General features: G+C 70.9%; 22 protein-coding genes. All 22 read left to right on the plus strand.

The features are described 5' to 3' along the window. Positions 1 to 3 precede the first annotated feature (3 nt). Positions 4 to 858: an ABC transporter permease gene (locus tag HUJ41_RS06165; protein WP_179873776.1), complete on the plus strand. Its 855-nt coding sequence runs from the start codon at positions 4 to 6 to the stop codon at positions 856 to 858. A gap of 67 nt (positions 859 to 925) precedes the next feature. Next, positions 926 to 1,456 carry a bifunctional pyr operon transcriptional regulator/uracil phosphoribosyltransferase PyrR gene (gene pyrR, locus HUJ41_RS06170; RefSeq protein ID WP_179873777.1) on the plus strand — a complete coding sequence of 177 codons (531 nt, stop codon included), beginning with the start codon at positions 926 to 928 and terminating at the stop codon, positions 1,454 to 1,456. Beyond that, positions 1,453 to 2,406, plus strand: a complete 954-nt coding sequence (locus HUJ41_RS06175; RefSeq protein ID WP_179873778.1) for an aspartate carbamoyltransferase catalytic subunit — start codon at positions 1,453 to 1,455, stop codon at positions 2,404 to 2,406. The genes pyrR and HUJ41_RS06175 overlap by 4 nt, the downstream gene beginning before the upstream one ends. Then, entirely contained in the window at positions 2,400 to 3,722 is a 1,323-nt protein-coding gene (locus HUJ41_RS06180) for a dihydroorotase (protein WP_431356482.1), read from the plus strand. Before HUJ41_RS06175 ends, HUJ41_RS06180 begins: the two co-directional genes overlap by 7 nt. 1 nt (position 3,723) lies before the next feature. Further along, positions 3,724 to 4,233 carry a PH-like domain-containing protein gene (locus HUJ41_RS06185; protein ID WP_179873780.1) on the plus strand — a complete coding sequence of 170 codons (510 nt, stop codon included), beginning with the start codon at positions 3,724 to 3,726 and terminating at the stop codon, positions 4,231 to 4,233. Next, positions 4,230 to 5,375: a glutamine-hydrolyzing carbamoyl-phosphate synthase small subunit gene (carA, locus tag HUJ41_RS06190; RefSeq protein ID WP_179873781.1), complete on the plus strand. Its 1,146-nt coding sequence runs from the start codon at positions 4,230 to 4,232 to the stop codon at positions 5,373 to 5,375. The genes HUJ41_RS06185 and carA overlap by 4 nt, the downstream gene beginning before the upstream one ends. Further along, the gene (carB, locus tag HUJ41_RS06195) at positions 5,375 to 8,671 is read left to right on the plus strand and encodes a carbamoyl-phosphate synthase large subunit (RefSeq protein ID WP_179873782.1); all 3,297 of its coding nucleotides are present in this window, start codon (positions 5,375 to 5,377) and stop codon (positions 8,669 to 8,671) included. The genes carA and carB overlap by 1 nt, the downstream gene beginning before the upstream one ends. Then, positions 8,668 to 9,492, plus strand: a complete 825-nt coding sequence (pyrF, locus tag HUJ41_RS06200) for an orotidine-5'-phosphate decarboxylase (RefSeq protein ID WP_179873783.1) — start codon at positions 8,668 to 8,670, stop codon at positions 9,490 to 9,492. The genes carB and pyrF overlap by 4 nt, the downstream gene beginning before the upstream one ends. Before the next feature lie 5 nt (positions 9,493 to 9,497). Further along, on the plus strand, positions 9,498 to 10,388 hold the full coding sequence (gene gmk / locus HUJ41_RS06205) for a guanylate kinase (RefSeq protein WP_179873900.1): 891 nt from the start codon (positions 9,498 to 9,500) through the stop codon (positions 10,386 to 10,388). Positions 10,389 to 10,419: 31 nt separating this feature from the next. Continuing rightward, complete coding sequence (rpoZ, locus tag HUJ41_RS06210) at positions 10,420 to 10,677, plus strand: DNA-directed RNA polymerase subunit omega (protein WP_100822798.1); 258 nt, start codon at positions 10,420 to 10,422, stop codon at positions 10,675 to 10,677. A 46-nt stretch (positions 10,678 to 10,723) separates the two neighbouring features. After that, entirely contained in the window at positions 10,724 to 11,899 is a 1,176-nt protein-coding gene (coaBC, locus tag HUJ41_RS06215) for a bifunctional phosphopantothenoylcysteine decarboxylase/phosphopantothenate--cysteine ligase CoaBC (RefSeq protein WP_179873901.1), read from the plus strand. Between the two features lie 68 nt (positions 11,900 to 11,967). Then, positions 11,968 to 13,161, plus strand: a complete 1,194-nt coding sequence (gene metK, locus HUJ41_RS06220) for a methionine adenosyltransferase (protein ID WP_179873784.1) — start codon at positions 11,968 to 11,970, stop codon at positions 13,159 to 13,161. 41 nt (positions 13,162 to 13,202) lie between these two features. After that, positions 13,203 to 15,248, plus strand: a complete 2,046-nt coding sequence (locus tag HUJ41_RS06225; RefSeq protein ID WP_179873785.1) for a primosomal protein N' family DNA-binding protein — start codon at positions 13,203 to 13,205, stop codon at positions 15,246 to 15,248. Positions 15,249 to 15,253: 5 nt separating this feature from the next. Further along, positions 15,254 to 16,171: a methionyl-tRNA formyltransferase gene (gene fmt, locus HUJ41_RS06230; protein ID WP_179873902.1), complete on the plus strand. Its 918-nt coding sequence runs from the start codon at positions 15,254 to 15,256 to the stop codon at positions 16,169 to 16,171. Further along, positions 16,168 to 17,538, plus strand: coding sequence for an RsmB/NOP family class I SAM-dependent RNA methyltransferase (locus HUJ41_RS06235; RefSeq protein ID WP_179873786.1), 1,371 nt, complete (start codon positions 16,168 to 16,170; stop codon positions 17,536 to 17,538). The genes fmt and HUJ41_RS06235 overlap by 4 nt, the downstream gene beginning before the upstream one ends. Before the next feature lie 64 nt (positions 17,539 to 17,602). Then, complete coding sequence (rpe, locus tag HUJ41_RS06240) at positions 17,603 to 18,271, plus strand: ribulose-phosphate 3-epimerase (protein WP_179873787.1); 669 nt, start codon at positions 17,603 to 17,605, stop codon at positions 18,269 to 18,271. 41 nt (positions 18,272 to 18,312) lie between these two features. Next, positions 18,313 to 18,681, plus strand: a complete 369-nt coding sequence (locus HUJ41_RS06245) for an FKBP-type peptidyl-prolyl cis-trans isomerase (protein ID WP_179873788.1) — start codon at positions 18,313 to 18,315, stop codon at positions 18,679 to 18,681. Positions 18,682 to 18,718: 37 nt separating this feature from the next. Further along, positions 18,719 to 18,982 (plus strand): phosphoribosyl-ATP diphosphatase, encoded by a 264-nt coding sequence (locus HUJ41_RS06250; protein ID WP_179873789.1) that lies wholly within the window; start codon positions 18,719 to 18,721, stop codon positions 18,980 to 18,982. Positions 18,983 to 19,031: 49 nt separating this feature from the next. After that, positions 19,032 to 19,871 (plus strand): ATP phosphoribosyltransferase, encoded by an 840-nt coding sequence (hisG, locus tag HUJ41_RS06255; RefSeq protein WP_179873903.1) that lies wholly within the window; start codon positions 19,032 to 19,034, stop codon positions 19,869 to 19,871. Further along, the gene (gene hisF, locus HUJ41_RS06260; RefSeq protein WP_179873790.1) at positions 19,871 to 20,632 is read left to right on the plus strand and encodes an imidazole glycerol phosphate synthase subunit HisF; all 762 of its coding nucleotides are present in this window, start codon (positions 19,871 to 19,873) and stop codon (positions 20,630 to 20,632) included. Before hisG ends, hisF begins: the two co-directional genes overlap by 1 nt. After that, on the plus strand, positions 20,629 to 21,012 hold the full coding sequence (gene hisI, locus HUJ41_RS06265) for a phosphoribosyl-AMP cyclohydrolase (protein ID WP_179873791.1): 384 nt from the start codon (positions 20,629 to 20,631) through the stop codon (positions 21,010 to 21,012). Before hisF ends, hisI begins: the two co-directional genes overlap by 4 nt. Beyond that, complete coding sequence (locus tag HUJ41_RS06270) at positions 21,009 to 22,550, plus strand: anthranilate synthase component I (RefSeq protein ID WP_179873792.1); 1,542 nt, start codon at positions 21,009 to 21,011, stop codon at positions 22,548 to 22,550. Before hisI ends, HUJ41_RS06270 begins: the two co-directional genes overlap by 4 nt. Position 22,551: the final 1 nt, after the last annotated feature.

The raw sequence follows: 22,551 nt of genomic DNA on the forward strand, positions 1-22,551 counted from the left end.
GCGATGTCCGCCTCGATCGTCCCGAGCGAGCGCGCCGCTGACCGCGGCGCGCTCGCCGCGCCTCTTGACGACGGACCCCGCCAGCGCGAGGCGAGGGCGGGCCGACGCCGTTCCGTCACGCGCATCGCCCTGGGTGGTGCCCTACCGATCCTGCTCATCGCCCTCTGGTACGCCGCTACCGCCTTCGGCTGGGTGCCGGCGCACAAACTCCCCAGTCCCGACGCGGTCATCCTGGCGGGGATCGACCTGTGGGAGCGCGGGCTTCTGGGGATGCACATCGCAATCTCTGTCCAGCGAGTCCTCCTCGGCTTTGCGATCGGCGCCGCCGCGGGGCTCGTTATCGGGGCGATCGTCGGCCTCTCCCGATTTGCCGATGGCGTGCTCGCGCCGACGGTGGGAGCGGTCAGAGCCGTTCCCTCGCTTGCGTGGGTCCCGCTCCTCATCCTGTACCTGGGGTTCGGGGAGGACTCGAAGGTGACCCTCGTGGCCATCGGCGCACTGTTCCCGGTGTACACGACGGTCGCGGGTGCCCTCCGGCACGTGGACCCGCATCTCGTCGAGATGGGGCGCGCGTACGGCTATACGCGATCGCGCTTGCTCCTGACCGTGCAGCTGCCCGCCGTGATCCCCGCGATCATCTCGGGACTGCGGCTCGCGCTTGCGCAGGCGTGGCTCTTCCTTGTCGCCGCCGAGCTCGTTGGCTCCACGATGGGGCTGGGCTTCCTGCTGATCGAGTCGCAAGGGAACTTGCGCTACGACCGGCTATTCCTCGCGATCCTCGCACTCGGTGTGATCGGCAAGACGACCGACGCGCTCATCGGCATCGGCGAGCGCGCCCTGCTCAAGCGGTGGGGGTAGCCGCGCTAGACTGACACCGTTCGACGTCCTTTAAGAACCGTCCCGTGAGGCGGGGAAGGAGGTCACGGTGGTCGCACGTCCCGTGCTGCACGGCCCTGACATCACGCGCGCTCTGCGCCGCATCGCCCACGAAGTGCTCGAGTCCCGGCGCGGCGAGGGCCGTCTCGTCTTCCTCGGCATCCCGACACGAGGTGTCGCACTCGCGGCCCGCCTGCAGAGCATCGTCGACGAGATCGAGCCGGGCACGTCGAGCCAAGGCGCTCTCGACATCACCCTCTATCGCGATGACCTTGCTCGAACGCCCACGCGCACCCCGGCTCCGACGCGCATCCCTGCCGAGGGCATCGATGACGCGATCGTCGTGCTCGTCGACGACGTGCTCTACTCGGGCCGCACCATTCGTGCCGCGCTCGACGCTCTCGCCGACCACGGGCGGCCGCGCGCCGTGCGCCTCGCCGTGCTGGTCGACCGCGGGCACCGCGAGCTGCCGATCCGCGCCGACTTCGTCGGCAAGAACCTGCCGTCCTCGACGAGCGAGCGCGTCTCCGTGCGGCTCGACGAGTTCGACGGCGTCGACGAGGTCGTGATCGAGCCGTGAAGCACCTGCTCAGCACCCGCGACCTCGACCGCGAGACGGCGGTGCGCATCCTCGATATCGCGGAGGAGATGTCGCGCACCGCGGATCGCGCCGTGCGCAAGCTGCCGACCCTGCGCGGCAAGACGGTCGTCAACCTCTTCTTCGAGGACTCGACCCGCACGCGCCTCTCCTTCGAGTCCGCCGCCAAGCGGCTGAGCGCCGATGTGATCACCTTCAGCGCCAAGGGGTCGAGCGTGTCGAAGGGCGAGAGTCTCAAGGACACCGCGCAGACGCTCGAGGCCATGGGAGCCGACGCGATCGTCGTGCGCCACGGGGTCTCCGGCGCCGCCGAGCTTCTCGCGCACGCCGGCTGGATCGACGCGACGATCGTCAACGCAGGTGACGGCACCCACGAGCATCCCACCCAGGCACTCCTGGATGCCTACACGATCCGCGCGCGGCGCTTCGGCGACGACGCCCGCGGGCGAGACCTCGCCGGGCTGCGCATCGTCATCGTGGGCGACATCCTTCATTCGCGCGTCGCGCGCTCCAATGTCTGGCTGCTGACGACGCTCGGCGCGCACGTGCACCTCGTCGCGCCGCGCACGCTGCTGCCGAGCGGCATCGCGACCTGGCCCGTGACCGTGCACGAGAGCCTCGACGACGCGCTCAGCACCACTCCAGACGCCGTCATGATGCTGCGCATCCAGAGCGAGCGCATGCACGACGCCTACTTCCCCTCCGAGCGCGAGTACGCGCGCGAGTGGGGTCTCACCGCCGAGCGGGCGACCAGGCTCGGCCCCGATACGATGGTCATGCACCCGGGGCCGATGAACCGGGGGCTCGAGATCTCGTCAGTCGCCGCTGACTCGCCCGCGTCGACCGTGCTCGACCAGGTGTCGAACGGGGTCTTCGTCCGCATGGCCGTGCTGTACCTGCTCGTGGCCGGAGAATCGCAGGAGGAATCGTGACCAGCATTCTCGTGCGCGCCGCCGCCATGCTCGGTGGCGGTCGGGAAGATCTGCGCATCCGCGACGGAGAGATCGCCTCGCGGGGCTCCTTGACCCCGGAGCGCGGCGAGACCGTGATCGACGCCGACGGACTCGTGGCGCTGCCCGGTCTCGTCGACCTGCACACCCACCTGCGCGAGCCCGGTTTCGAGGCGAGCGAGACGGTGCTGACCGGAACGCGCGCGGCGGCGGCCGGCGGTTTCACGGCCGTCCACGCGATGGCGAACACCTCGCCCGTGGCCGACACCGCGGGAGTCGTCGAGCAGGTCGCGCGGCTCGGCGACGAGCACGGCTACGCGACCGTCCGCCCCATCGGGGCCGTGACGGTCGGACTCGCGGGGGAGCGGCTCGCCGAGATCGGAGCCATGGCCCGGTCGCGCGCGGCCGTGCGGGTGTTCAGCGACGACGGCCTGTGCGTCGCCGACCCCCTGCTCATGCGCAGGGCGCTCGAGTACGTCGCGACCTTCGGAGGCGTCATCGCCCAGCATGCGCAGGAGCCGCGTCTGACGGAGGGTGCGCAGATGAACGAGGGGGCTCTCTCCGGGGAGCTCGGCCTCGCCGGCTGGCCGGCAGTCGCCGAAGAGGCCATCATCGCGAGGGATGTCCTGCTCGCCGAGCACGTCGGTGCCCGCCTGCACATCTGCCATGTCTCGACCGCCGGGTCCGTCGACATCGTCCGCTGGGCGAAGGCGCGAGGCATCAGCGTGACCGCCGAGGTCACCCCGCATCATCTGCTGCTCACCGAAGAGCTCGCGCGCGGCTACGACGCGCGCTTCAAGGTCAACCCGCCGCTGCGTCGCGACGAGGACGTGCACGCCCTGCGGGCCGCCCTCGCCGACGGCACGATCGATATCGTCGCGACCGATCACGCTCCGCACCCGAGCGAGGCGAAGGAGTGCGCGTGGGCCGAGGCGGCGTTCGGCATGGTCGGGCTCGAATCGGCACTGAGCGTCGTGCAGCACGCGATGATCGAGTCGGGGATGCTCGACTGGGCTGATATCGCCCGCGTGCTCTCCGAGGCTCCCGCGAGCATCGGACGGCTCGACGGCTACGACGCCCCGCTCGCGATCGGGGCTCCCGCGCACGTCACTCTCGTCGACCCGACCGCGGCCCGCACCTGGTCGACCAGCGACCTGCGGGGGCGCAGCAGCAACACGCCCTTCGCGGGGCGCGTGCTGCCGGGCCGGGTCATGGCGACCATCCACGCTGGTGCGCTCACGGTGTCCGACGGCGAGGTCGTCGATGCTGCCGAGCTCGGCACGAAGGAGGGTGACTGACATGGAGAGGCTTCTCCCCGCCATGATCGTCGCCGCGGTGCTCGTGCTGCTGCTCGCGCTCATGCTCCTGGGCTGGCGTCGCCGCGTGCGCTCGCAGGCAGGGATGCCCCGCCCGGATGCCCCTCCGGCCGCTCTGCACGAGGCGCTCTGGCGCGGTGACGGGCTCTACGTCGCGACGACGCGCGGCGGCGACCGTCTCGACCGCATCACCGTGCACGGCCTCGGTTTCCGCGCTCGGTGCGCCATCGCCGTGCATCCCGAGGGCATCGTCCTCTCCCTGCGCGGGAGCGACCCGGTGTTCATTCCGCGAGAGTCGGTGCGGGGTGCGGGTCGCGCGACGTGGGCGATCGACCGCGTGGTCGAGCCCGGCGGCCTCATCGTGCTGGACTGGGTGCTCGACGCCGTGCCCCTGGACAGCTATCTGCGCCTGAGTGCCGAGAACGGCGACGCCATGCTCGCCGCGACGACGACCGTACTGACCCCTGCGACCCCCGAAGGAAGCCCCACGTGACTACCACGACCGCCGTCCTCGTCCTGGAGGACGGAACCCGCTACGAGGGCCGCGCCTACGGTGCCCGAGGCCGCACGTTCGGCGAGGCGGTCTTCGCCACCGGCATGAGCGGCTACCAGGAGACCCTGACCGATCCGAGCTACGCCGGGCAGCTCGTCGTCATGACCGCGCCGCACATCGGCAACACGGGCATGAACGATGAGGACGTCGAGTCCCGCCGCATCTGGGTCGACGGCTTCGTCGTGCGCGATCCCTCGCGCGTGGTCTCCAACTATCGTGCGACCCGCAGTCTCGACGACGACCTCGTTGCGCACGGCGTCGTCGGCATCAGCGGCATCGACACCCGCGCGGTCACTCGCCGTCTGAGGGACGCCGGCGTCATGCGCGCTGGCATCTTCTCGGGCGACGACGCCGACCTCGACCCTGCGGCGCAGCTCGCCCTCGTGCAGGAGTCGGCCGGCATGCTCGGACGCAACCTGTCGAGCGAGGTGTCGGTCGCCTCGGCGACCGTCGTGCCCGCCGAGGGGGAAGCCGTCGGCCGGCTCGCCGTGCTCGATCTCGGGGTGAAGGAGTCGACGCTGCGCCACCTGGCCGCGCGCGGTTTCGAGGTGCACGTCCTGCCGCAGTCGACGACGCTCGACGAACTGCTCGCGCTCGACCCCGTGGCCGTCTTCTACTCGAACGGGCCAGGCGACCCGGCGGCGAGCGAGGCCCACGTGGAGCTGCTGCAGGGCGTCCTGCGTGCGGGCCTGCCGTTCTTCGGCATCTGCTTCGGCAACCAGCTCCTCGGTCGTGCTCTCGGCTTCGGCACCTACAAGCTCCCGTTCGGCCACCGCGGCATCAACCAGCCCGTGCTGGACCGCGAGTCCGGCCGCATCGAGATCACGGCGCACAACCACGGCTTCGCTGTCGACGCGCCGCGCGAGCGAGCGGTGGAGAGCCCCGCGGGCTTCGGGCGCGTCGAGGTCAGCCACATCGGCCTGAACGACGACGTCGTCGAGGGATTGCGGGCCCTGGACATCCCCGCCTTCTCGGTGCAGTACCACCCGGAGGCCGCTGCCGGCCCGCACGACTCCACCTACCTGTTCGACCGCTTCCGCGCGATGGTCATCGCCGCGCAGACCCCTAAGGACTCCCAGTAATGCCCAAGCGCGACGACATCAGCAGCGTTCTCGTCATCGGCTCCGGCCCCATCGTCATCGGGCAGGCGTGCGAGTTCGACTACTCCGGCACGCAGGCGTGCCGCGTGCTGCGCGAGGAGGGGATCCGCGTGATCCTCGTCAACTCGAATCCGGCGACGATCATGACCGACCCCGACTTCGCCGACGCGACCTACGTCGAGCCCATCAACGCGGAGGTCATCGAGGCGATCATCGCCAAGGAGCGCCCGGATGCCGTGCTCCCGACCCTCGGCGGCCAGACGGCGCTCAACGCGGCCATCGCGCTGCACGAGCAGGGCATCCTCGAGAAGTACGACGTCGAGCTCATCGGGGCCTCCTTCGAGGCGATTCACAAGGCGGAGGACCGCCAGCTCTTCAAGGACCTCGTGCTCGCGGCGGGAGCCGATGTCGCGCGCAGCCACATCGCCCGCACGGTCGCGGAGGCCGTGGACTTCGCGGAGGATCTCGGATACCCGCTCGTCATCCGGCCCTCGTTCACGATGGGCGGTCTCGGGTCGGGCTTCGCCTACACGCGGGCGGAGCTCGAGCGCATGGTCGCCGACGGGCTGCACCAGTCGCCCACGACCGAGGTGCTGCTCGAGGAGTCGATCCTGGGCTGGAAGGAGTACGAGCTCGAGCTCATGCGCGACCACGCCGACAACACGGTCGTCGTATGCTCCATCGAGAATGTCGATCCCGTCGGCGTGCACACGGGAGACTCGATCACGGTCGCGCCCGCGCTCACTCTCACGGACCGCGAGTACCAGAACATGCGCGATGTCGGCCTGCAGATTATTCGCGACGTCGGCGTCGACACGGGCGGCTGCAATGTGCAGTTCGCCGTCGACCCCGCCACGGGGCGCCTCATCGTCATCGAGATGAACCCGCGCGTCTCGCGATCGAGCGCCCTCGCCTCCAAGGCCACGGGGTTCCCGATCGCCAAGATCGCTGCGAAGCTCGCGATCGGCTATCGCCTCGACGAGATTCCCAACGACATCACCAAGGTGACGCCGGCCAGCTTCGAGCCGACTCTCGACTACGTCGTGGTCAAGGTTCCGCGCTTCGCCTTCGAGAAGTTCCCGGGCGCCGACACCACTCTCACCACGACCATGAAGTCGGTCGGCGAGGCCATGGCGATCGGCCGCAACTACACGACCGCCCTGCAGAAGGCGCTGCGCAGCCTCGAGAAGCGGGGGAGCTCCTTCCACTGGGACGGGGAACCGGGCGATGCCGGCGAGCTGCTCGCGATCGCCGCGCGACCCACGGACGGGCGCATCGTGACGGTGCAGCAGGCGCTGCGCGCGGGCGCGAGCGTCGAGCAGGCCTTCGACTCGACAGGCATCGACCCGTGGTTCCTCGACCAGATGGTGCTCATCAACGAGATCGCCGACGAGATCGCGCAGGCCGCCGATCTCACCGACGAGCTTCTGCGCCACGCGAAGGACCACGGCTTCAGCGATGCCCAGATCGCCTCGCTGCGCGGCACGACGGAGTCGGCCGTGCGCGCTCAGCGCCACGCGACCGGGGTGCGCCCCGTCTTCAAGACGGTCGACACGTGCGGCGGCGAGTTCCCCGCCCTGACGCCGTACCACTACTCGAGCTACGACCGTGAGACCGAGGTCGTGCCGAGCGAGGCGCGCAAGGTCATCATCCTCGGCTCGGGCCCGAACCGCATCGGCCAGGGCATCGAGTTCGACTACAGCTGCGTGCACGCGAGCTTCGCCCTGCGCGACGCCGGCTTCGAGACGATCATGATCAACTGCAACCCCGAGACGGTCTCGACCGACTACGACACCTCCGATCGCCTGTACTTCGAGCCGCTCACGCTCGAAGACGTGCTGGAGATCGTCCACGCCGAGTCGCAGTCCGGCGAGCTCGTGGGCGTCATCGTGCAGCTCGGCGGGCAGACCGCACTGGGGCTCGCCCACGGACTCGCCGACGCTGGTGTGCCCATCCTCGGCACGTCTCCTGACGCGATCGATCTTGCGGAGGAGCGCGGCGCGTTCTCGCGAATCCTCGACGCGGCCGAGCTGCACGCGCCGCGCAACGGCACGGCGATCGACGCCCCGTCGGCCGTCGTCGTCGCCGAGGAGATCGGCTATCCGGTGCTCGTGCGCCCGAGCTTCGTGCTCGGCGGGCGCGGCATGGAGATCGTCTACGACAGCCCCTCGCTGCTCGACTACTTCGAGCGCGTTCAGGATCAGGCGATCATCGGTCCCGCGCAGCCGCTCCTCGTCGACCGCTTCCTCGACGACGCGGTCGAGATCGACGTGGACGCCCTCTACGACGGCGTCGAGCTGTACGTCGGCGGCATCATGGAGCACATCGAGGAGGCGGGCATCCACTCGGGCGACTCGGCGTGCACCCTGCCGCCCGTCACCCTGGGGCGCGACGTCATCGACCGCGTCGTCGAGGCGACGCGCAGGATCGCCGCCGGCATCGGCGTGCAGGGCCTCATCAACGTGCAGTTCGCCATCGGTCAGGGCGTGCTCTACGTGCTCGAGGCCAACCCTCGTGCCTCGCGCACGGTGCCCTTCGTCTCGAAGGCGCTCGACATCCCCCTCGCGAAGGCAGCGTCGTTGCTCATGGCGGGGTCGAGCATCCGGCAGCTCGTCGAGAGCAGGCTGCTACCGTCCCAGGACGGCTCGCGCGTGCCCATGGACTCACCCGTGGCCGTCAAGGAGGCAGTGCTGCCGTTCAAGCGGTTCCGCACGAGCGAGGGGCGCATCGTCGACTCCGTCCTGGGGCCCGAGATGCGCTCGACGGGCGAGGTCATGGGCATCGACCGCGACTTCCCCCGCGCCTTCGCCAAGAGCCAGGACGCCGCCTACGGCGGGCTTCCTGACACGGGCGTCGTGTTCGTCTCCGTCGCCGATCGGGACAAGCGCAGCGTCATCCTGCCCGTGCTGCGACTCACCCAGCTCGGGTTCACGATCTGGGCGACCGAGGGCACCGCGGAGGTTCTCGCGCGCTACGGCATCCCGGCCCGCGTCGTGCGCAAGTACTTCGAAGGGGCCGCGGTCGTGCCTGGCGCTGAGCGCTCCATCGTCGATCTCATCAACGACGGCGAGGTCGATATCGTCATCAACACGCCGAGCGGTCGGACGGCGCGGGCCGACGGCTTCGAGATCCGCACCGCGACGGTCGCGGCCGACAAGCCGCTCTTCACGACGATCGCCCAGGTCGGGGCCGCCGTGGCCTCGCTCGAGAGCGCGGGGGAGCCCGTGTCGGTCACGAGCCTGCAGGATTACGCGCTCGCGAGGCGGGCCCAGCGGTGACGTCGTTCGGGGAGCGGCTGCGCGTCGCGGTCGACACGCACGGGCGGCTGTGCCTGGGGCTCGACCCGCATGCCTCGCTGCTCGCCGAGTGGGGGCTGCCGGACTCTCCCGAGGGTGCGCGCGAGCTCGCCTTGAGCGCCGTCGACGCGGCCCAGGGCCGTGTGGGGGTGGTGAAGCCGCAGGTCGCCTTCTACGAGCGATTCGGAGCGGCCGGCTACGCGGTGCTCGAGGAGGTCATCGCCCATGCGCGGGCCCAAGGCCTCCTCGTCATCGCCGACGCCAAGCGCGGCGACATAGGCTCGACGATGGCCGCCTACGGCGCCGCGTGGCTCGACCCCGACTCTCCCCTCTCTGCCGACGCCATGACGGTCGTCGCCTATCAGGGACTCGATTCCGCAGCTCCGGTGATCGACCTCGCACGCACGCACGGTCGCGGTGTGTTCGTGCTGACGGCGACCTCCAACCCCGAAGCGCGTGACGTGCAGCAGTCGATCACCGGAACGGGTCGCACCGTCGCTGGCCAGCTCGCGAGGGACGTCGCGGTCAAGAATGCGGGAACCACCGGTTGGGGGATGCTCGGGGTGGTGATCGGCGCGACGGAGCCGATCACGCGCACCGGCATCGACCCGGTGCTGCTCGCCCATACTCCCGTCCTCGCTCCGGGCTTCGGCTTCCAGGGCGGACGGCTCGGATCGCTACGAGACCTGTACGGCCTCGCAGCCGACTCCGTGCTGGCGTCGGTCTCGCGCAGCGTGCTCGGCGCGGGTCGGGGCGGCGTCGCGGATGCCCTCGATGCCCACCGGCAGGAGCTCGCCGCGTGACTGACATGCCCGAGGTCGATCGCACCGCCGCCTCGCGGGCCGCGGTGCAGGCACGACGTGCCCGAGCAGCCGTCAAGGAGGCCGTGCGGTCCGGTACGAGGAGCGCGCTGGAGGTCGCCGAGGCTGCCTGGCGCGATCCCGCCTCAGCGGAGGGCGGGCTGCGGGTGCGCGACCTCCTGCAGTCGTTGCGCGGCCTCGGGCCGGCTCGAGCCGGCACCGTGCTCGAGCAGCTGGGCATCGCCGACGTCAAGCGTCTCGGCGGTCTCGGCTCGCGGCAGCGGCTGCGGCTGCGCGAGTACCTTCGTGAACGCGGTGCGGGGTCGGCTCGGGGCCGACTCGTCGTGCTCGCCGGCCCGACTGCCGTGGGCAAGGGGACCGTGTCGAGCTACATTCGGGAGCACTACCCGGAGGTGCTGCTGAGCGTCTCCGCGACGACGCGCTCCCCGCGACCGGGTGAGATCGAGGGCGTGCACTACTACTTCGTCGACGACGACGAGTTCGACGCGATGATCGAGCGCGGCGATTTCCTCGAGTGGGCGACCGTGCACAACCTGTCGCGCTACGGCACGCCCCGGCCGCCCGTGGAGGCTACGCTCGCGGCGGGCACGAGCGTCCTGCTCGAGATTGATCTGCAGGGTGCGCGGCAGGTGCGCGCGGCCATGCCGGACGCGGTGCTCGTGTTCCTCCTGCCCCCGAGCTGGGACGAGCTCGTGCGTCGGCTCGTCGGGCGCGGCACGGAGTCCGCGGCCGAGCAGGCGCAGAGACTGGCGACCGCCAAGGGAGAGCTCGAGGCGCAGGGAGAGTTCGACGTGCACATCGTCAACGACGATGTGCCGCGCGCGGCTCGCGAGGTCGTAGACTTGCTCGCAGTGCCCGGCGGCGCCCCGCGCCTCTGACACGCCGACTACGACAGACCAGGAGCACCCCATGGCCGACAAGAACTCCGGCATCATCGAGCCGCCCATCGACGACCTGCTCTCGAAGGTCGACTCGAAGTACCAGCTCGTCATCTTCGCCGCGAAGCGTGCGCGCCAGATCAACGACTACTACGCAGACCTGCACGAGGGCAGCCTGTTCGACAACGTGGGCCCCCTCGTCGACTCGACGGTGGACGACAAGCCGCTCTCCGTCGCCCTCCACGAGATCAACGAGGACAAGCTCGTCCTCACGCGCCTCACCGACTAGGTCGTCTCTCGTGTCCGAGCCGCTCGCCGCCTCGGAGCCCCGGCGCATGATCGTCGTCGGCATCACGGGCGGCATCGCCGCCTACAAGGCGGTCGGCGTCGTGCGGGGTCTCGTGCTCGCCGGGCACGACGTGCACGTCATCGCGACCGAGAGCGCTCTGCGCTTCGTCGGTCGCCCCACTCTCGAGGCGATCAGCCGCAACACCGTCCACACGGAGCTCTTCGAGGGCGTGGCGGAGGTGCGGCACGTCGCGCTCGGGCAGCGCGCCGACCTCATCGTCATCGCCCCCGCGACGGCGCACACCCTCGCCTCCCTCGCTGCCGGGCTCGCGGGCGACCTGCTGGGCACGACTCTGCTCGCGAGCGGCGCCCCCGTGCTGCTCGCACCCGCCATGCACACGGAGATGTGGGAGCATCCCGCGACGCAGGCGAACGTCGCGACCCTCCGGGAGCGCGGTCTCGTGCTCATCGGGCCCGCGACGGGGCAGCTCACCGGTGCCGACTCGGGGGCCGGTCGTATGAGCGAGCCCGAGGAGATCGTCGCGCGAGCCCTCGGCCTGCTCCGTCCGCGCGACCTCGAGGGCAGACGCGTGCTGATCTCGGCAGGCGGCACGCGCGAGCCTCTCGACCCGGTGCGGTACCTCGGCAACCGCTCGAGCGGCCGGCAGGGGGTTGCCCTCGCCGAGGCGGCGCGCTCGCGCGGAGCCGAGGTGACACTCGTGGCCGCGCATCTGGAGGTGCCGGCTCCCGCGGGGGTCGCGATCGAGCGGGTGGGCACAGCACGGGAGCTCGAGGCGTCCCTTCGTGCTCACGCGGCATCGCACGACACCATCATCATGGCGGCGGCGGTAGCCGACTTCCGGCCGCTCGCCGTGGCGGAGGAGAAGATCAAGAAGGACGCATCCGAGGGCGGACTGAGCCTCGAGCTCGAACGCACGCCCGACATCCTCGCGGGCCTCTCCGCCCATCGTGCGCCCGGGCAGCGCATCGTCGGCTTCGCCGCCGAGACCGCCGCCGATGAGGATGCCCTGCTCGCGCTCGGCGCCGCGAAGGCACGGCGCAAAGGCGTCGACCTGCTCATCGTCAACCGGGTCGGATGGGCAGAGGGCTTCGGCGCGGAGGACAACGCGGTCATCGTGCTCGATGCGGCGGGAGTCGAGCTGGCGCGCGTCGCGGGCGACAAGGTGTCGGTCGCACACCGTATCCTCGACGTGATCCCCTGACCGGAGCGGCGCACGGCCGCCACGACTCCGGTGCACCCCACACCTCGACACGACGGGACCTCTCCGGCATGAGCGCACTGCGACTATTCACGTCCGAATCGGTGACGGAAGGCCACCCGGACAAGATCTGCGACCAGGTCTCCGACGCGATCCTGGATGCCCTGCTCACGGTCGACCCCCACTCGCGGGTCGCGGTCGAGACCCTCGTCACGACCGGTCTCGTGCACGTCGCGGGCGAGGTGAGCACCTCGGGCTACGTCGACATTCCCGGCATCGTTCGCAAGACCGTGACGGGCATCGGCTACACGTCCTCCGACGTCTGGTTCGACGGGCGCTCGTGCGGGGTGTCGGTCTCGATCGGCGAGCAGTCGCCCGACATCGCGCAGGGGGTCGACTCGGCCTTCGAGACGCGCGAGGGCAGCAGCGTCGACGCGGACGATCAGCAGGGTGCGGGCGACCAGGGCATCATGTTCGGCTACGCGACGACCGAGACCCCCTCGCTCATGCCGCTGCCGATCTGGCTCGCCCACCGGCTCTCCGAGCGCCTGGCGTTCCTGCGGCGCAGCGGTGAGCTCGACTTCCTCGCGCCGGACGGCAAGACGCAGGTCACCGTCGGGTATGACGGTGTCGTGCCGCGCACCGTCGAGACGGTCGTGCTGTCGACGCAGCACTCGCCCTCCGTCACGACCGCCCACCTGCGCGCCGAGGTGGAGAAGCACGTCATCCGCCCGGTGCTCGCCGAGAACGGGTTCGGCGACGCTGCTCCGCGCATCCTCATCAACCCCACCGGCCGTTTCGAGATCGGTGGACCGCAGGGCGACGCGGGCCTCACCGGGCGCAAGATCATCGTCGACACCTACGGCGGCGCCTCTCGTCATGGCGGCGGTGCGTTCAGCGGCAAGGATCCCTCGAAGGTCGATCGATCCGCCGCCTACGCGATGCGATGGGTCGCGAAGAACGCTGTCGCCGCGGGGCTCGCCGAGCGGCTCGAGGTGCAGGTCGCCTACGCGATCGGCACTGCCTCTCCCGTCGGCCTCTATGTCGAGACCTTCGGCACGGGCGTCGTCGACGACGAGCGCATCATCGGTGCTATCCGTGAGGTCTTCGATCTGCGACCCGGAGCGATCATCCGCGACCTGGACCTCCTGCGCCCGATCTACGGGCAGACGGCGGCGTACGGGCATTTCGGTCGCGAACTGCCCGACTTCACGTGGGAGCGTCGCGATCGCGCCGACGCTTTGCGGGCTGCCGCCGGTCTCTGATGGCGGTGCGCTAGTGGTCGGTCAGTAGTGGAGGGGCGCTAGTGGAGGGCGCGCCGACCTTCGCCCGTGTCGTGCTCGACTCGCCGCTGCCGCAGCTCGACCGGCTGTTCGACTACCGCATTCCCGAATCCTTGCGCGCGATCGCGCACCCGGGCGCACGCGTCATCGTTCCGCTGCGCACCGCTGGCCGTCGGGCGCGGGGGTACATCGTAGAGCTCGCCGATGCGGTGGATTTCGACGGCCCGGTGCACGATCTCGAGGATGTCGTCTCCGAGGTGCCCGTGCTGGACGCGGCCGTCTGGCGTCTTGTACGGCGGGCCGCTGACCGTGCGGCAGGCACCGCGAGCGACCTCCTGAGACTCGCCGTGCCTGCGCGCATGGTGCGGGTCGAGAAGGCGTGGCTCGCCCGCGAAGGCGCCGCACCGCCTCTGCCGTCCGAGCGAGGGCTGACCGGCTACGACACCGAGCAGAGCCGCGCGCTCCTGGACGGCGCGTCACCCGCGCACAGCCAGCACCGCGTCGCCCTGCGCGCGCGTGCCCACCCCGTCGCCCTCGGCGATGGCACGTGGGTGCCCGCCTTCGCCCAGACCCTGGCTGAACTTGCCGCGATGACGCTGGCCGGGGGACGCAGCGCGATCGTGAGCGTGCCCGACTACCGAGACGTCGCTCACGTCGAGCGGGCGGCCCGCACGCTCCTCGATGAGGGCCTCATCGCACGCGTCGACGCGGGGCAGTCCAATCCCGATCGCTATCGTGGCTTCCTCCGCACCCTCGAGCGTCGACCGGTCCTCGTCCTCGGCACCCGCACGGCCGTCACGGCACCCGCGCACGAGCTCGGGCTCGTCGCCGTCTGGGACGACGGCGACCCGCTGCACGTCGAGCAGCACGCTCCAGGAGTGCACACGCGCGATCTGGCGCTCCTGCGCCAGGAGCATGAGCAGTGCGCGCTCGTCTTCGCCGGCCACGCTCCGAGCGCCGACGTGCAGCGCCTTCTCGAGCTCGGCTGGCTGACCGCGCTCACACCGAACCCCGAGACACGACGCCGGCTCACGCCGACCGCCCATCAGGTCACCTCCGAGCCCTCGGCGGAGCGCGCACGCATTCCGTCGAGCGCCTGGCAGACTGCGTCCCGGGCTCTCGAGCGCGGCCCCGTGCTGGTGCAGGTGGCGCGTCCCGGCTACGCCCCGCGACTCGCCTGCACCGACTGCGGCGAGACCGCACGATGCGCGCGCTGCCAGGGCCCCCTCGCTCTGCATGCTCACGGCGCCACACCCTCGTGCCGATGGTGCGGTGCCCTCGCGGTCGACTGGCGCTGCGGGACGTGCGACGGCGTGCGCTGGCGCACCGTGGGGCGGGGAACGGCCAGGACTGCCGAGGAGCTGGGCCGAGCGTTCCCCGGTGCGCGCGTGATCGTCGCAGATGCCAGCAACCCCGTGCAGAGCATCCCGCGAGGCCGCACCCTCGTCGTGTCCACCCGCGGGGCCGAGCCGCTCGTCGCCGGAGGGTATGCCGCCGTTCTGCTGCTCGACGGCGAGCAGATGCTCGCGCGGGAGAGCCTGCGCGTGGTCGAGGACTGCCTGCGCTGGTGGCTCAATGCCGCTGCCCTCGCCGCCCCCGACGCCCCCGTCATGCTCGCGGGCGTCGGTGGAGCCGTCGCGACCGCGCTCTCGCTCGGCATGCCCGAGCAGATCGTCGCGGCTGAACTGGCCGACCGCCGTTCTCTGCGGTTCCCGCCCGCGGTGCGCGTCGCGGCGGTCGTGGGCGAACCAGAGGCGGTCTCGCGCGCGGTGGGAGTCGTGGGCGATCTCGCGGGAGTCGACGTGCTCGGCCCGGTCGAGCTCGACGACGACCGGGTGCGCGCGATCGTGCGGTTCGACTACGCGCAGGGCGCGCTCGTCGCCGAACGGCTCAAGGCCGAGCTCATCCGCAGCGCGACGCAGCGGCCCAGGCCGCTCCCGGGGCGTCCACCGCGCCGGCGCGCCCCCCTCCTGCGCGTGCGATTCGACGACGTCGAGCCCTTCGACGATCCGGCGGGGAACCGCGCGCGTGCGGCGGGCGCGAACGCATCGGGGAGAATCGAGGGATGACCGCACTGAGCATCGCCTTCGCGGGCAGCCCCACGGCCGCTGTGCCGACGCTCCGCGCGCTCGCAGCCGGGCCGCATGCTGTCCGTACGGTCATCACGCGCCCCGCCACCCCGCAGGGTCGCAAGCGCGTCCTCACGCCGACTCCCATCGCGGTCGAGGCGCGCCGACTGGACCTGCCGGTGCTCGAGGCCACTCGTCTGCACGATCTCGAGTCCGAGCTGCTGCGTGAGCCCGTCGACCTGGGCGTCATCGTGGCCTACGGGTCGCTCGTGCGTGAGCCCCTTCTGTCGTGGCCTCGGCTGGGGTGGATCAACCTGCACTTCTCCCTCCTCCCGCGGTGGCGCGGCGCGGCGCCCGTGCAGCACTCCCTCATCGCGGGCGACGAGGAGACCGGCGCGACAGTGTTCCAGCTCACCCCCGGACTCGACGACGGCGACTGGTACGGGCAGCTCCGCGAGTCGGTGTCGAGCGGCACGACCGCGGGGGCCCTCCTCGAGCGACTGAGCGAGACGGGGGCGCAGCTCACGACGCAGGTCGTCGACGAGCTCGCGGCTGGCCGCGCCCGCCCTCGCGCGCAGGAGGGTGAGGTGACCTTCGCGCCCAAGCTCACGCGCGACGACGGCCGGCTGGAGTGGCGCGAGGATGCCCGCACCGTTCTCGCACGCTGGAGCGGCGTGACCCCGGAGCCGGGGGCGTGGACGACGGCGGAGGGCGACCACGTCGTGAAGATCCTCGACCTCGCGCCGGTCGATGATGCCCCCCATCTGGAGAGCGGAGCCGTCCTGCGCGATGCCGGTCGCGTCATCGTCGGCACGGCAGACGCCTCGCTCGAACTGCTGAGCGTGCAGCCCGCCGGCAAGCAGGCCATGCCCGCGGCCGACTGGTCCCGGGGCTGGGGTGTGGAGCCGCCCCGCTTCCGATGAGAGCGAGTCCGCGCCGCGTCGCGTTCGACGTGCTCCACGCCGTCTCGGTGGAGGATGCGTACGCGAACCTGCTGCTGCCGACTCGGCTGCGCAGCGCCGCACTCACGGGCGCGGACGCCGGCTTCGCCACCGAGCTCTGCTATGGCACGCTCCGGCGCCGCGGTCTCTACGATGCGGTGCTCGCACGTGCTGCAGGTCGCGCGGTCGACACGATCGATGCGCCCGTCCTCGACGTGCTCCGCCTCGGTGCTCACCAGTTGCTGGGCATGGGCACGCCCCCGCACGCGGCGGTCGACGAGTCCGTGCGACTCGCACTTGCCCTGCGGCTCGGTCGCGCGAAGGGGTTCGTCAACGCCGTGCTGCGGCGCGTGTCGGAGCGTACGGAGCCGCAGTGGGTGGATCAGCTCCTCTCCGGCGTGAACGACCCGTTCGAGAGGCTCGCGATCACGCACGCGCATCCCCGCTGGGTCGTCGCGGCGCTCGCGAGCGCGCTCACGGCCCAGAATCGCGGCGAGGAGCTCGAGGCCCTCCTCGCCGCCGACAACGTCCCTGCCCGCGTATCGCTCGTCGCCCTGCCCGGGCTTGCGGACGCGGCAGTGGGCGCCGTGGATGCCGAGCTCAGCGACTACTCTCCGCTCGGGATGCGGGCGCCGGGCGGAGACCCCGGAGCAGACCCTCTGGTGCGCTCGGGCGTCGTGCGCGTGCAGGACGAGGGCTCGCAGCTCGCCGCGCTCGCGCTCAGCCGCGCTCGGCCGATCGCCCCGGGAGAGCGCTGGCTCGACGTGTGCGCGGGCCCGGGCGGCAAGGCCGCGCTCCTCGGCGCGGAGGCGGCCCGAGCGGGGGCGCACCTGCTCGCCTCGGAGATCTCACCAGCCCGCACCGACCTCGTGCGTCGCGCACTCGCACCGCTCGGCGACGCGGTCTCCGTGCGCACCGCGGACGGGCTGACGCTCGGTGCAGACCCGCTCGAGCGCTACGACCGCATCATGCTCGACGCGCCCTGCACAGGTCTCGGCGCCCTTCGTCGGCGCCCCGAGGCGCGCTGGCGCAAGAGCGAAGACGACGTGGTCGAGCTCGCTGCCCTGCAGGCGAGCCTCCTGACCGCAGCCCTGTCGGTGCTGTCGCCCGGGGGAGTTCTCGCCTACGTCACCTGCTCGCCGCACCCGAGCGAGACGAGCGCGATCGTCGACACGGTGCTCGAGAGTCATCCGGCGATCGAGCGCCTCGACACCGCGGAGGTGCTCGACCGAGTGACCAAGGCGCCCCTTGACGCGCGCGCGGGCCGCGGAGCGGTGCAGCTGTGGCCCCACCGACACGGCACCGACGCGATGTTCATCCAGGTGCTCTCCCGCCCCGGACGCGCCTGAGGCGAGGGCGCGCCGCGTCGGCGCTGGCCGGGTCGCTCGGCGACGCGGTCGCTACCCTGGCACGGTGACCGTACGCATCAATCCGAGCATCCTCTCCGCCGACTTCGTCAACCTCCAGCCGGAGGTCGAGCGTCTCGAGTCCGCCGACCTCGTGCACGTCGACGTCATGGACAACCACTTCGTGCCGAACCTCACCTTCGGCCCGCGCATGGTCGAGCGTCTGCAGGCTGTTTCACCGGTGCCCCTCGATGTTCACCTCATGATCAGCGATGCCGATCGGTGGGCACCGGGCTATGCCGAGCTCGGCGCCTTCTCGGTGACCTTCCATGCTGAGGCCGCAGCCGACGTGCGCGCCACGGCCCGAGCTCTGCGGGAGCGGGGAGCGCGAGCGGGTCTCGCCGTCAAGCCCGGCACCCCGATCGAGCCGTACCTCGAGCTCGTGCCGGAGTTCGACCAGTTTCTCGTCATGACGGTCGAGCCGGGCTTCGGCGGTCAGTCCTTCATGCCCGAGACCATGCCCAAGCTGCGAGCGCTGCGCGAGGCCGTGAGGCGACACGGCGGGGATGTCTGGCTGCAGGTGGACGGCGGCATCTCCGTCGACACGATCGGTGTCGCGGCGGAGGCGGGCGCGGATACCTTCGTCGCGGGATCCAGCGTGTTCGGCGCTGACTCGGTGGAACGGGCGATCGAGGAACTCCGCGCCGCGGCGAGCGCGCATCGTCACGACGACTGACGGCGGCGTCGGGCGGCTCTCGACTCTGGTTGGATAGACGCATGACCGACAAGACCAAGCCCGAGATCGACTTCATCGAGGGCCCCGCGCCGCAGGAGCTCGTCATCACCGACCTCGTGGTGGGCGAGGGCGCCGAGGCAGCACCGGGTTCCACGGTCGACGTCCACTACGTGGGCGTCGAGTTCGAGACCGGCGATGAGTTCGACGCGTCCTGGAACCGAGGCTCGTCCATCAACTTCCCTCTCGGCAGCCTCATCGCCGGCTGGCAGCAGGGCATTCCCGGCATGCGCGTCGGCGGTCGTCGACAGCTCGTCTGCCCGCCCCAGCTCGCCTACGGGCCGGCTGGCGGGGGCCATCGACTCTCCGGCAAGACTCTCGTCTTCGTCATCGATCTGCTCGGCGTCTCCTAGCGCACAGCGCTCTCGCACTCCCGGTAGCCTGGAGGGCGTGAAGACTTTCGAGACGCTCTTCGTCGAGCTGAGCGAGAAGGCTGCCGCGCGACCGGCCGGCTCCGGCACCGTGGCGCAGCTCGACGCCGGCATCCACGCGATCGGCAAGAAGATCGTCGAGGAGGCCGCTGAGGTCTGGATGGCCGCCGAGTACGAATCGGACTCCGCCACGGCCGAAGAGGTCTCCCAACTGCTGTACCACCTTCAGGTCCTCATGATCGCCAAGGGGCTCACCCTCGACGACGTGTATCGGCACCTGTGATCCCGCGCCCGTCACTGCGGTGTCGGCGACCATGGAAGTGAACGATCAGATGCTCAAGATCGCCGTGCCCAATAAGGGCTCGCTCGCCGAGACGGCTGGCGAGATGCTGCACGAGGCCGGGTACACCGGTCGGCGCGACCCGCGCGCGCTCACCGTCGCCGATCCCCGCAACGGCGTCGAGTTCTTCTACCTGCGCCCGCGTGACATTGCGACATACGTGGGCTCGGGTGCCCTCGACGTCGGCATCACCGGGCGCGACCTGCTGCTCGACTCGCGGTCGGCAGCGACGGAGATCTCGAGTCTGGACTTCGGTCACTCGACTTTCCGCTTCGCGGCCGAGCCTGGAGTGGTGAGCGAGCTCGCCGACCTGCAGGGACGGCGCATCGCGACGAGCTACCCGGGGCTCGTGGAGGACTTCCTCCAGCGCCAGGGCGTCACGGCGCAGCTCGTGCGCCTCGACGGCGCGGTCGAGTCTGCTGTGCGCCTCGGCGTCGCCGATGCAGTCGCCGATGTCGTCTCGACGGGCTCCACGCTGCGCGCGCAGGGTCTCGAGATCGTCGGCCCGGTCATCCTCGAGTCGACGGCCGTGCTCATCAGCGCCCAGCCGGAACGCCCGGGCATCGCGACGCTGCAACGTCGCCTGCAGGGTGTGCTCGTCGCCCGCCAGTACGTGCTCATGGACTACGACCTGCCGCGCAGCCTCCTCGAGCGGGCTCAGGCGGTCACCCCGGGCCTGGAGTCGCCGACCGTGAGCGCTCTCGCCGACCCCGACTGGGTCGCGGTGCGCGCGATGGTGCCCCGCAACGACACCAATCACGTCATGGACGAGCTCTACGAGCTCGGCGCCCGCGCCATCCTCGTGAGCCCCATCCACGCCGCCCGCATCTGATGAGTCTCGCCGTCCGCGTCATCCCGTGCCTCGACGTCGCCGCGGGGCGCGTCGTCAAGGGCGTGCGCTTTCAGGGCTTGCGCGACGCGGGCGATCCGATCGAGCTCTCGCGCAGATACTTCGAGCAGGGAGCCGACGAGATCACCTTCCTCGACGTGAAGGCGACCGTCGACAACCGCGACACGATGTACGAGGTCGTGCGCGAGACCGCCGAGCAGGTCTTCATCCCCCTCACCGTCGGGGGAGGGGTCAGGACCGTCGACGATGTCGCGCGACTTCTCGCCCACGGCGCCGACAAGATCGGTGTGAACAGCGCGGCGATCGCCCGCCCGCAGCTCATCGACGAGATCGCGCAGCGCTTCGGCGCGCAGGTCTGCGTCGTATCGCTCGATGTGACGCGAGATACCGGGCAGCCGAGCGGCTTCGTCGTCACGACGCACGGCGGGCGGGAGCGTGCGGGCCTGGACGCCCTCGCCTGGGCCCGCGAGGCGATCGAACGCGGGGCAGGGGAGCTCCTCGTCAACTCGATCGACGCGGACGGGACCAAGCAAGGCTTCGACCTCGAGCTCACGAGCGCGATCGCGGCGCTCTCCACGGTGCCCGTCATCGCCTCCGGCGGCGCCGGCGCACTCGAGCATTTCGCGCCGCCGCTGATCGCCGGTGCCGACGCCGTTCTCGCCGCGAGCGTCTTCCACAGCGGAGAGCTCACCGTGGGCGAGGTCAAGGGCGCGCTGCGCGAGGAAGGGATGATGGTGCGATGAGCGAGAGCATGCAGGGCGCTGAGCCCGTACTGGCACGCATCCGCTTCGATGCCGCCGGGCTCATCCCCGCCATCATCCAGGAGGACGACGGCGGAGACGTGCTCATGCTCGGGTGGATGGACGCCGAAGCCGTGCGACGCACCCTCACCGAGGGGCGAGTCACCTTCTGGAGTCGCTCCCGGCAGGAGTACTGGCGCAAAGGCGACACGAGCGGGCACGCCCAGTATGTACGATCGGCCGCCCTCGACTGCGACGGCGACACCCTTCTCGTGCGCGTGCACCAGGTAGGTGCCGCGTGCCACACGGGCGCCCACGCGTGCTTCGACGTCGACCCCCTCCAGCCCGTGGTCCTCGTCCAGAGCCCGGAGGGGTCGTCGTGAGCGCGCCCGGGGACACGACGCGGGAGGCCTTCGCGCGCCAGTGCGCGCAGGCGCGCGTCGTACCGGTCATCCGCACCCTCTTCGCGGACGCCCTCACCCCGGTGGGGCTCTACCGCGCACTCGGCGAGGGACGCTCGGGCAGCTTCCTGCTCGAGTCGGCTGAGCAGGGGGGCATCTGGTCGCGCTACTCGTTCGTCGGAGTCCGGTCCTTCGGGGTGCTCACCGAGCACGACGGCGCGACCGCGTGGCTCGCCGACGGGCTGGAGGAGGAGCGCGCGTTCGGAGGCTCCGCACCGGCGCGCTCTCTCGACGCCCTCGAGACGCTCTACTCGCGGTGGCGGTCCCCGCACGACCCCGCGCATCCTCCGCTCACGGGAGGGCTCGTCGGCTTCATCGGCTGGGACACCGTGCGGCAGGTGGAGAACCTGCCTGATGCGCCGCCGAGAGACTTCCCGTGCCCCGAGCTCGCCCTCGCCTTCGTCTCCGAGCTGCTTGTGATGGACCACCGTCGCGGCACGGTCTCGCTCATCGTGAGCGCCCTCAACGATGGAGAGGCCACGCAGGATGAGCTGTGGCAGGACGCTCACGTGCGCCTCGATCGTCTCGAGCGCGCGATGACCATGACGGCCTCGCCGGACGTTGCCCGCATCGATCTCGAGGTCGCGCCCGCGCCGCATCACCGATCGACGCCGGCCGAGTTCCTCGCCGCCGTCGACCGCTCGAAGGAGTTCATCCGCGATGGGGATGTGTTCCAGGTCGTCATCGGCCAGCGGTTCGACCACGAGCTCACCGCGAGCGCTCTCGACGTCTACCGCGTGCTGCGTGCCCTCAACCCCTCGCCGTACATGTACACGCTGACCCTCGAGACGGTGGAGGGCAACCCCTACGCGATCGTCGGCTCGTCGCCCGAGGCGCTCGTCAAGGTGACCGGCGAGCGCGTCTACATGCACCCGATCGCCGGGTCACGACCGCGGGGCGACACGCCCGAGCGGGACGGCGAGCTCGCGGACGAGCTGCTCGCCGATCGCAAGGAGCAGGCCGAGCACCTCATGCTCGTCGACCTCGCACGCAACGATCTGTCGAAGGTCTGTCAGGCCGGCACCGTCGAGGTGACCGAATTCATGCAGGTCGAGCGCTTCAGCCACATCATGCACCTCGTCTCGAGCGTCGAGGGCTCCCTACGCAGCGATTCCTCTCCGATCGATGTCTTTCGCGCAACCTTCCCCGCGGGGACTCTGAGCGGCGCCCCGAAGCCCCGGGCCCTCGAGATCATCGACGAGCTGGAGCCGGCGCGGCGCGGTGTGTACGGCGGCGTGGTCGGCTACATCGCCTTCTCGGGCGACACCGATCTGGCGATCGCCATCCGCACGGCCTTCCTGGCCGATGGTGTCGCGCGCGTCCAGGCCGGTGCAGGGCTCGTCGCCGACTCGCAGCCCCACGCGGAGCTGCAGGAGACGGTCGCGAAGGCGGCCGCGCCTCTGCGGGCGGTCGCGATCGCGAACGCGCTGCGTGCTGTCGAGGGCGACGCGAGGGCCTGAT

The organism is Microcella indica (genome assembly GCF_013414345.1).
Lineage (GTDB): Bacteria > Actinomycetota > Actinomycetes > Actinomycetales > Microbacteriaceae > Microcella > Microcella indica.

What these genes read in the sequence shown, in the direction of transcription:
- HUJ41_RS06165 (WP_179873776.1), top strand. Translation starts at nt 4, where the DNA reads ATGTCCGCCTCGATCGTCCCGAGCGAGCGCGCCGCTGACCGCGGCGCG.
- coaBC (WP_179873901.1), top strand. Translation starts at nt 10,724, where the DNA reads ATGATCGTCGTCGGCATCACGGGCGGCATCGCCGCCTACAAGGCGGTC.
- rpoZ (WP_100822798.1), top strand. Translation starts at nt 10,420, where the DNA reads ATGGCCGACAAGAACTCCGGCATCATCGAGCCGCCCATCGACGACCTG.
- hisF (WP_179873790.1), top strand. Translation starts at nt 19,871, where the DNA reads ATGAGTCTCGCCGTCCGCGTCATCCCGTGCCTCGACGTCGCCGCGGGG.
- HUJ41_RS06235 (WP_179873786.1), top strand. Translation starts at nt 16,168, where the DNA reads ATGAGAGCGAGTCCGCGCCGCGTCGCGTTCGACGTGCTCCACGCCGTC.
- carB (WP_179873782.1), top strand. Translation starts at nt 5,375, where the DNA reads ATGCCCAAGCGCGACGACATCAGCAGCGTTCTCGTCATCGGCTCCGGC.
- gmk (WP_179873900.1), top strand. Translation starts at nt 9,498, where the DNA reads ATGCCCGAGGTCGATCGCACCGCCGCCTCGCGGGCCGCGGTGCAGGCA.
- metK (WP_179873784.1), top strand. Translation starts at nt 11,968, where the DNA reads ATGAGCGCACTGCGACTATTCACGTCCGAATCGGTGACGGAAGGCCAC.
- hisG (WP_179873903.1), top strand. Translation starts at nt 19,032, where the DNA reads ATGCTCAAGATCGCCGTGCCCAATAAGGGCTCGCTCGCCGAGACGGCT.
- HUJ41_RS06245 (WP_179873788.1), top strand. Translation starts at nt 18,313, where the DNA reads ATGACCGACAAGACCAAGCCCGAGATCGACTTCATCGAGGGCCCCGCG.
- hisI (WP_179873791.1), top strand. Translation starts at nt 20,629, where the DNA reads ATGAGCGAGAGCATGCAGGGCGCTGAGCCCGTACTGGCACGCATCCGC.
- HUJ41_RS06185 (WP_179873780.1), top strand. Translation starts at nt 3,724, where the DNA reads ATGGAGAGGCTTCTCCCCGCCATGATCGTCGCCGCGGTGCTCGTGCTG.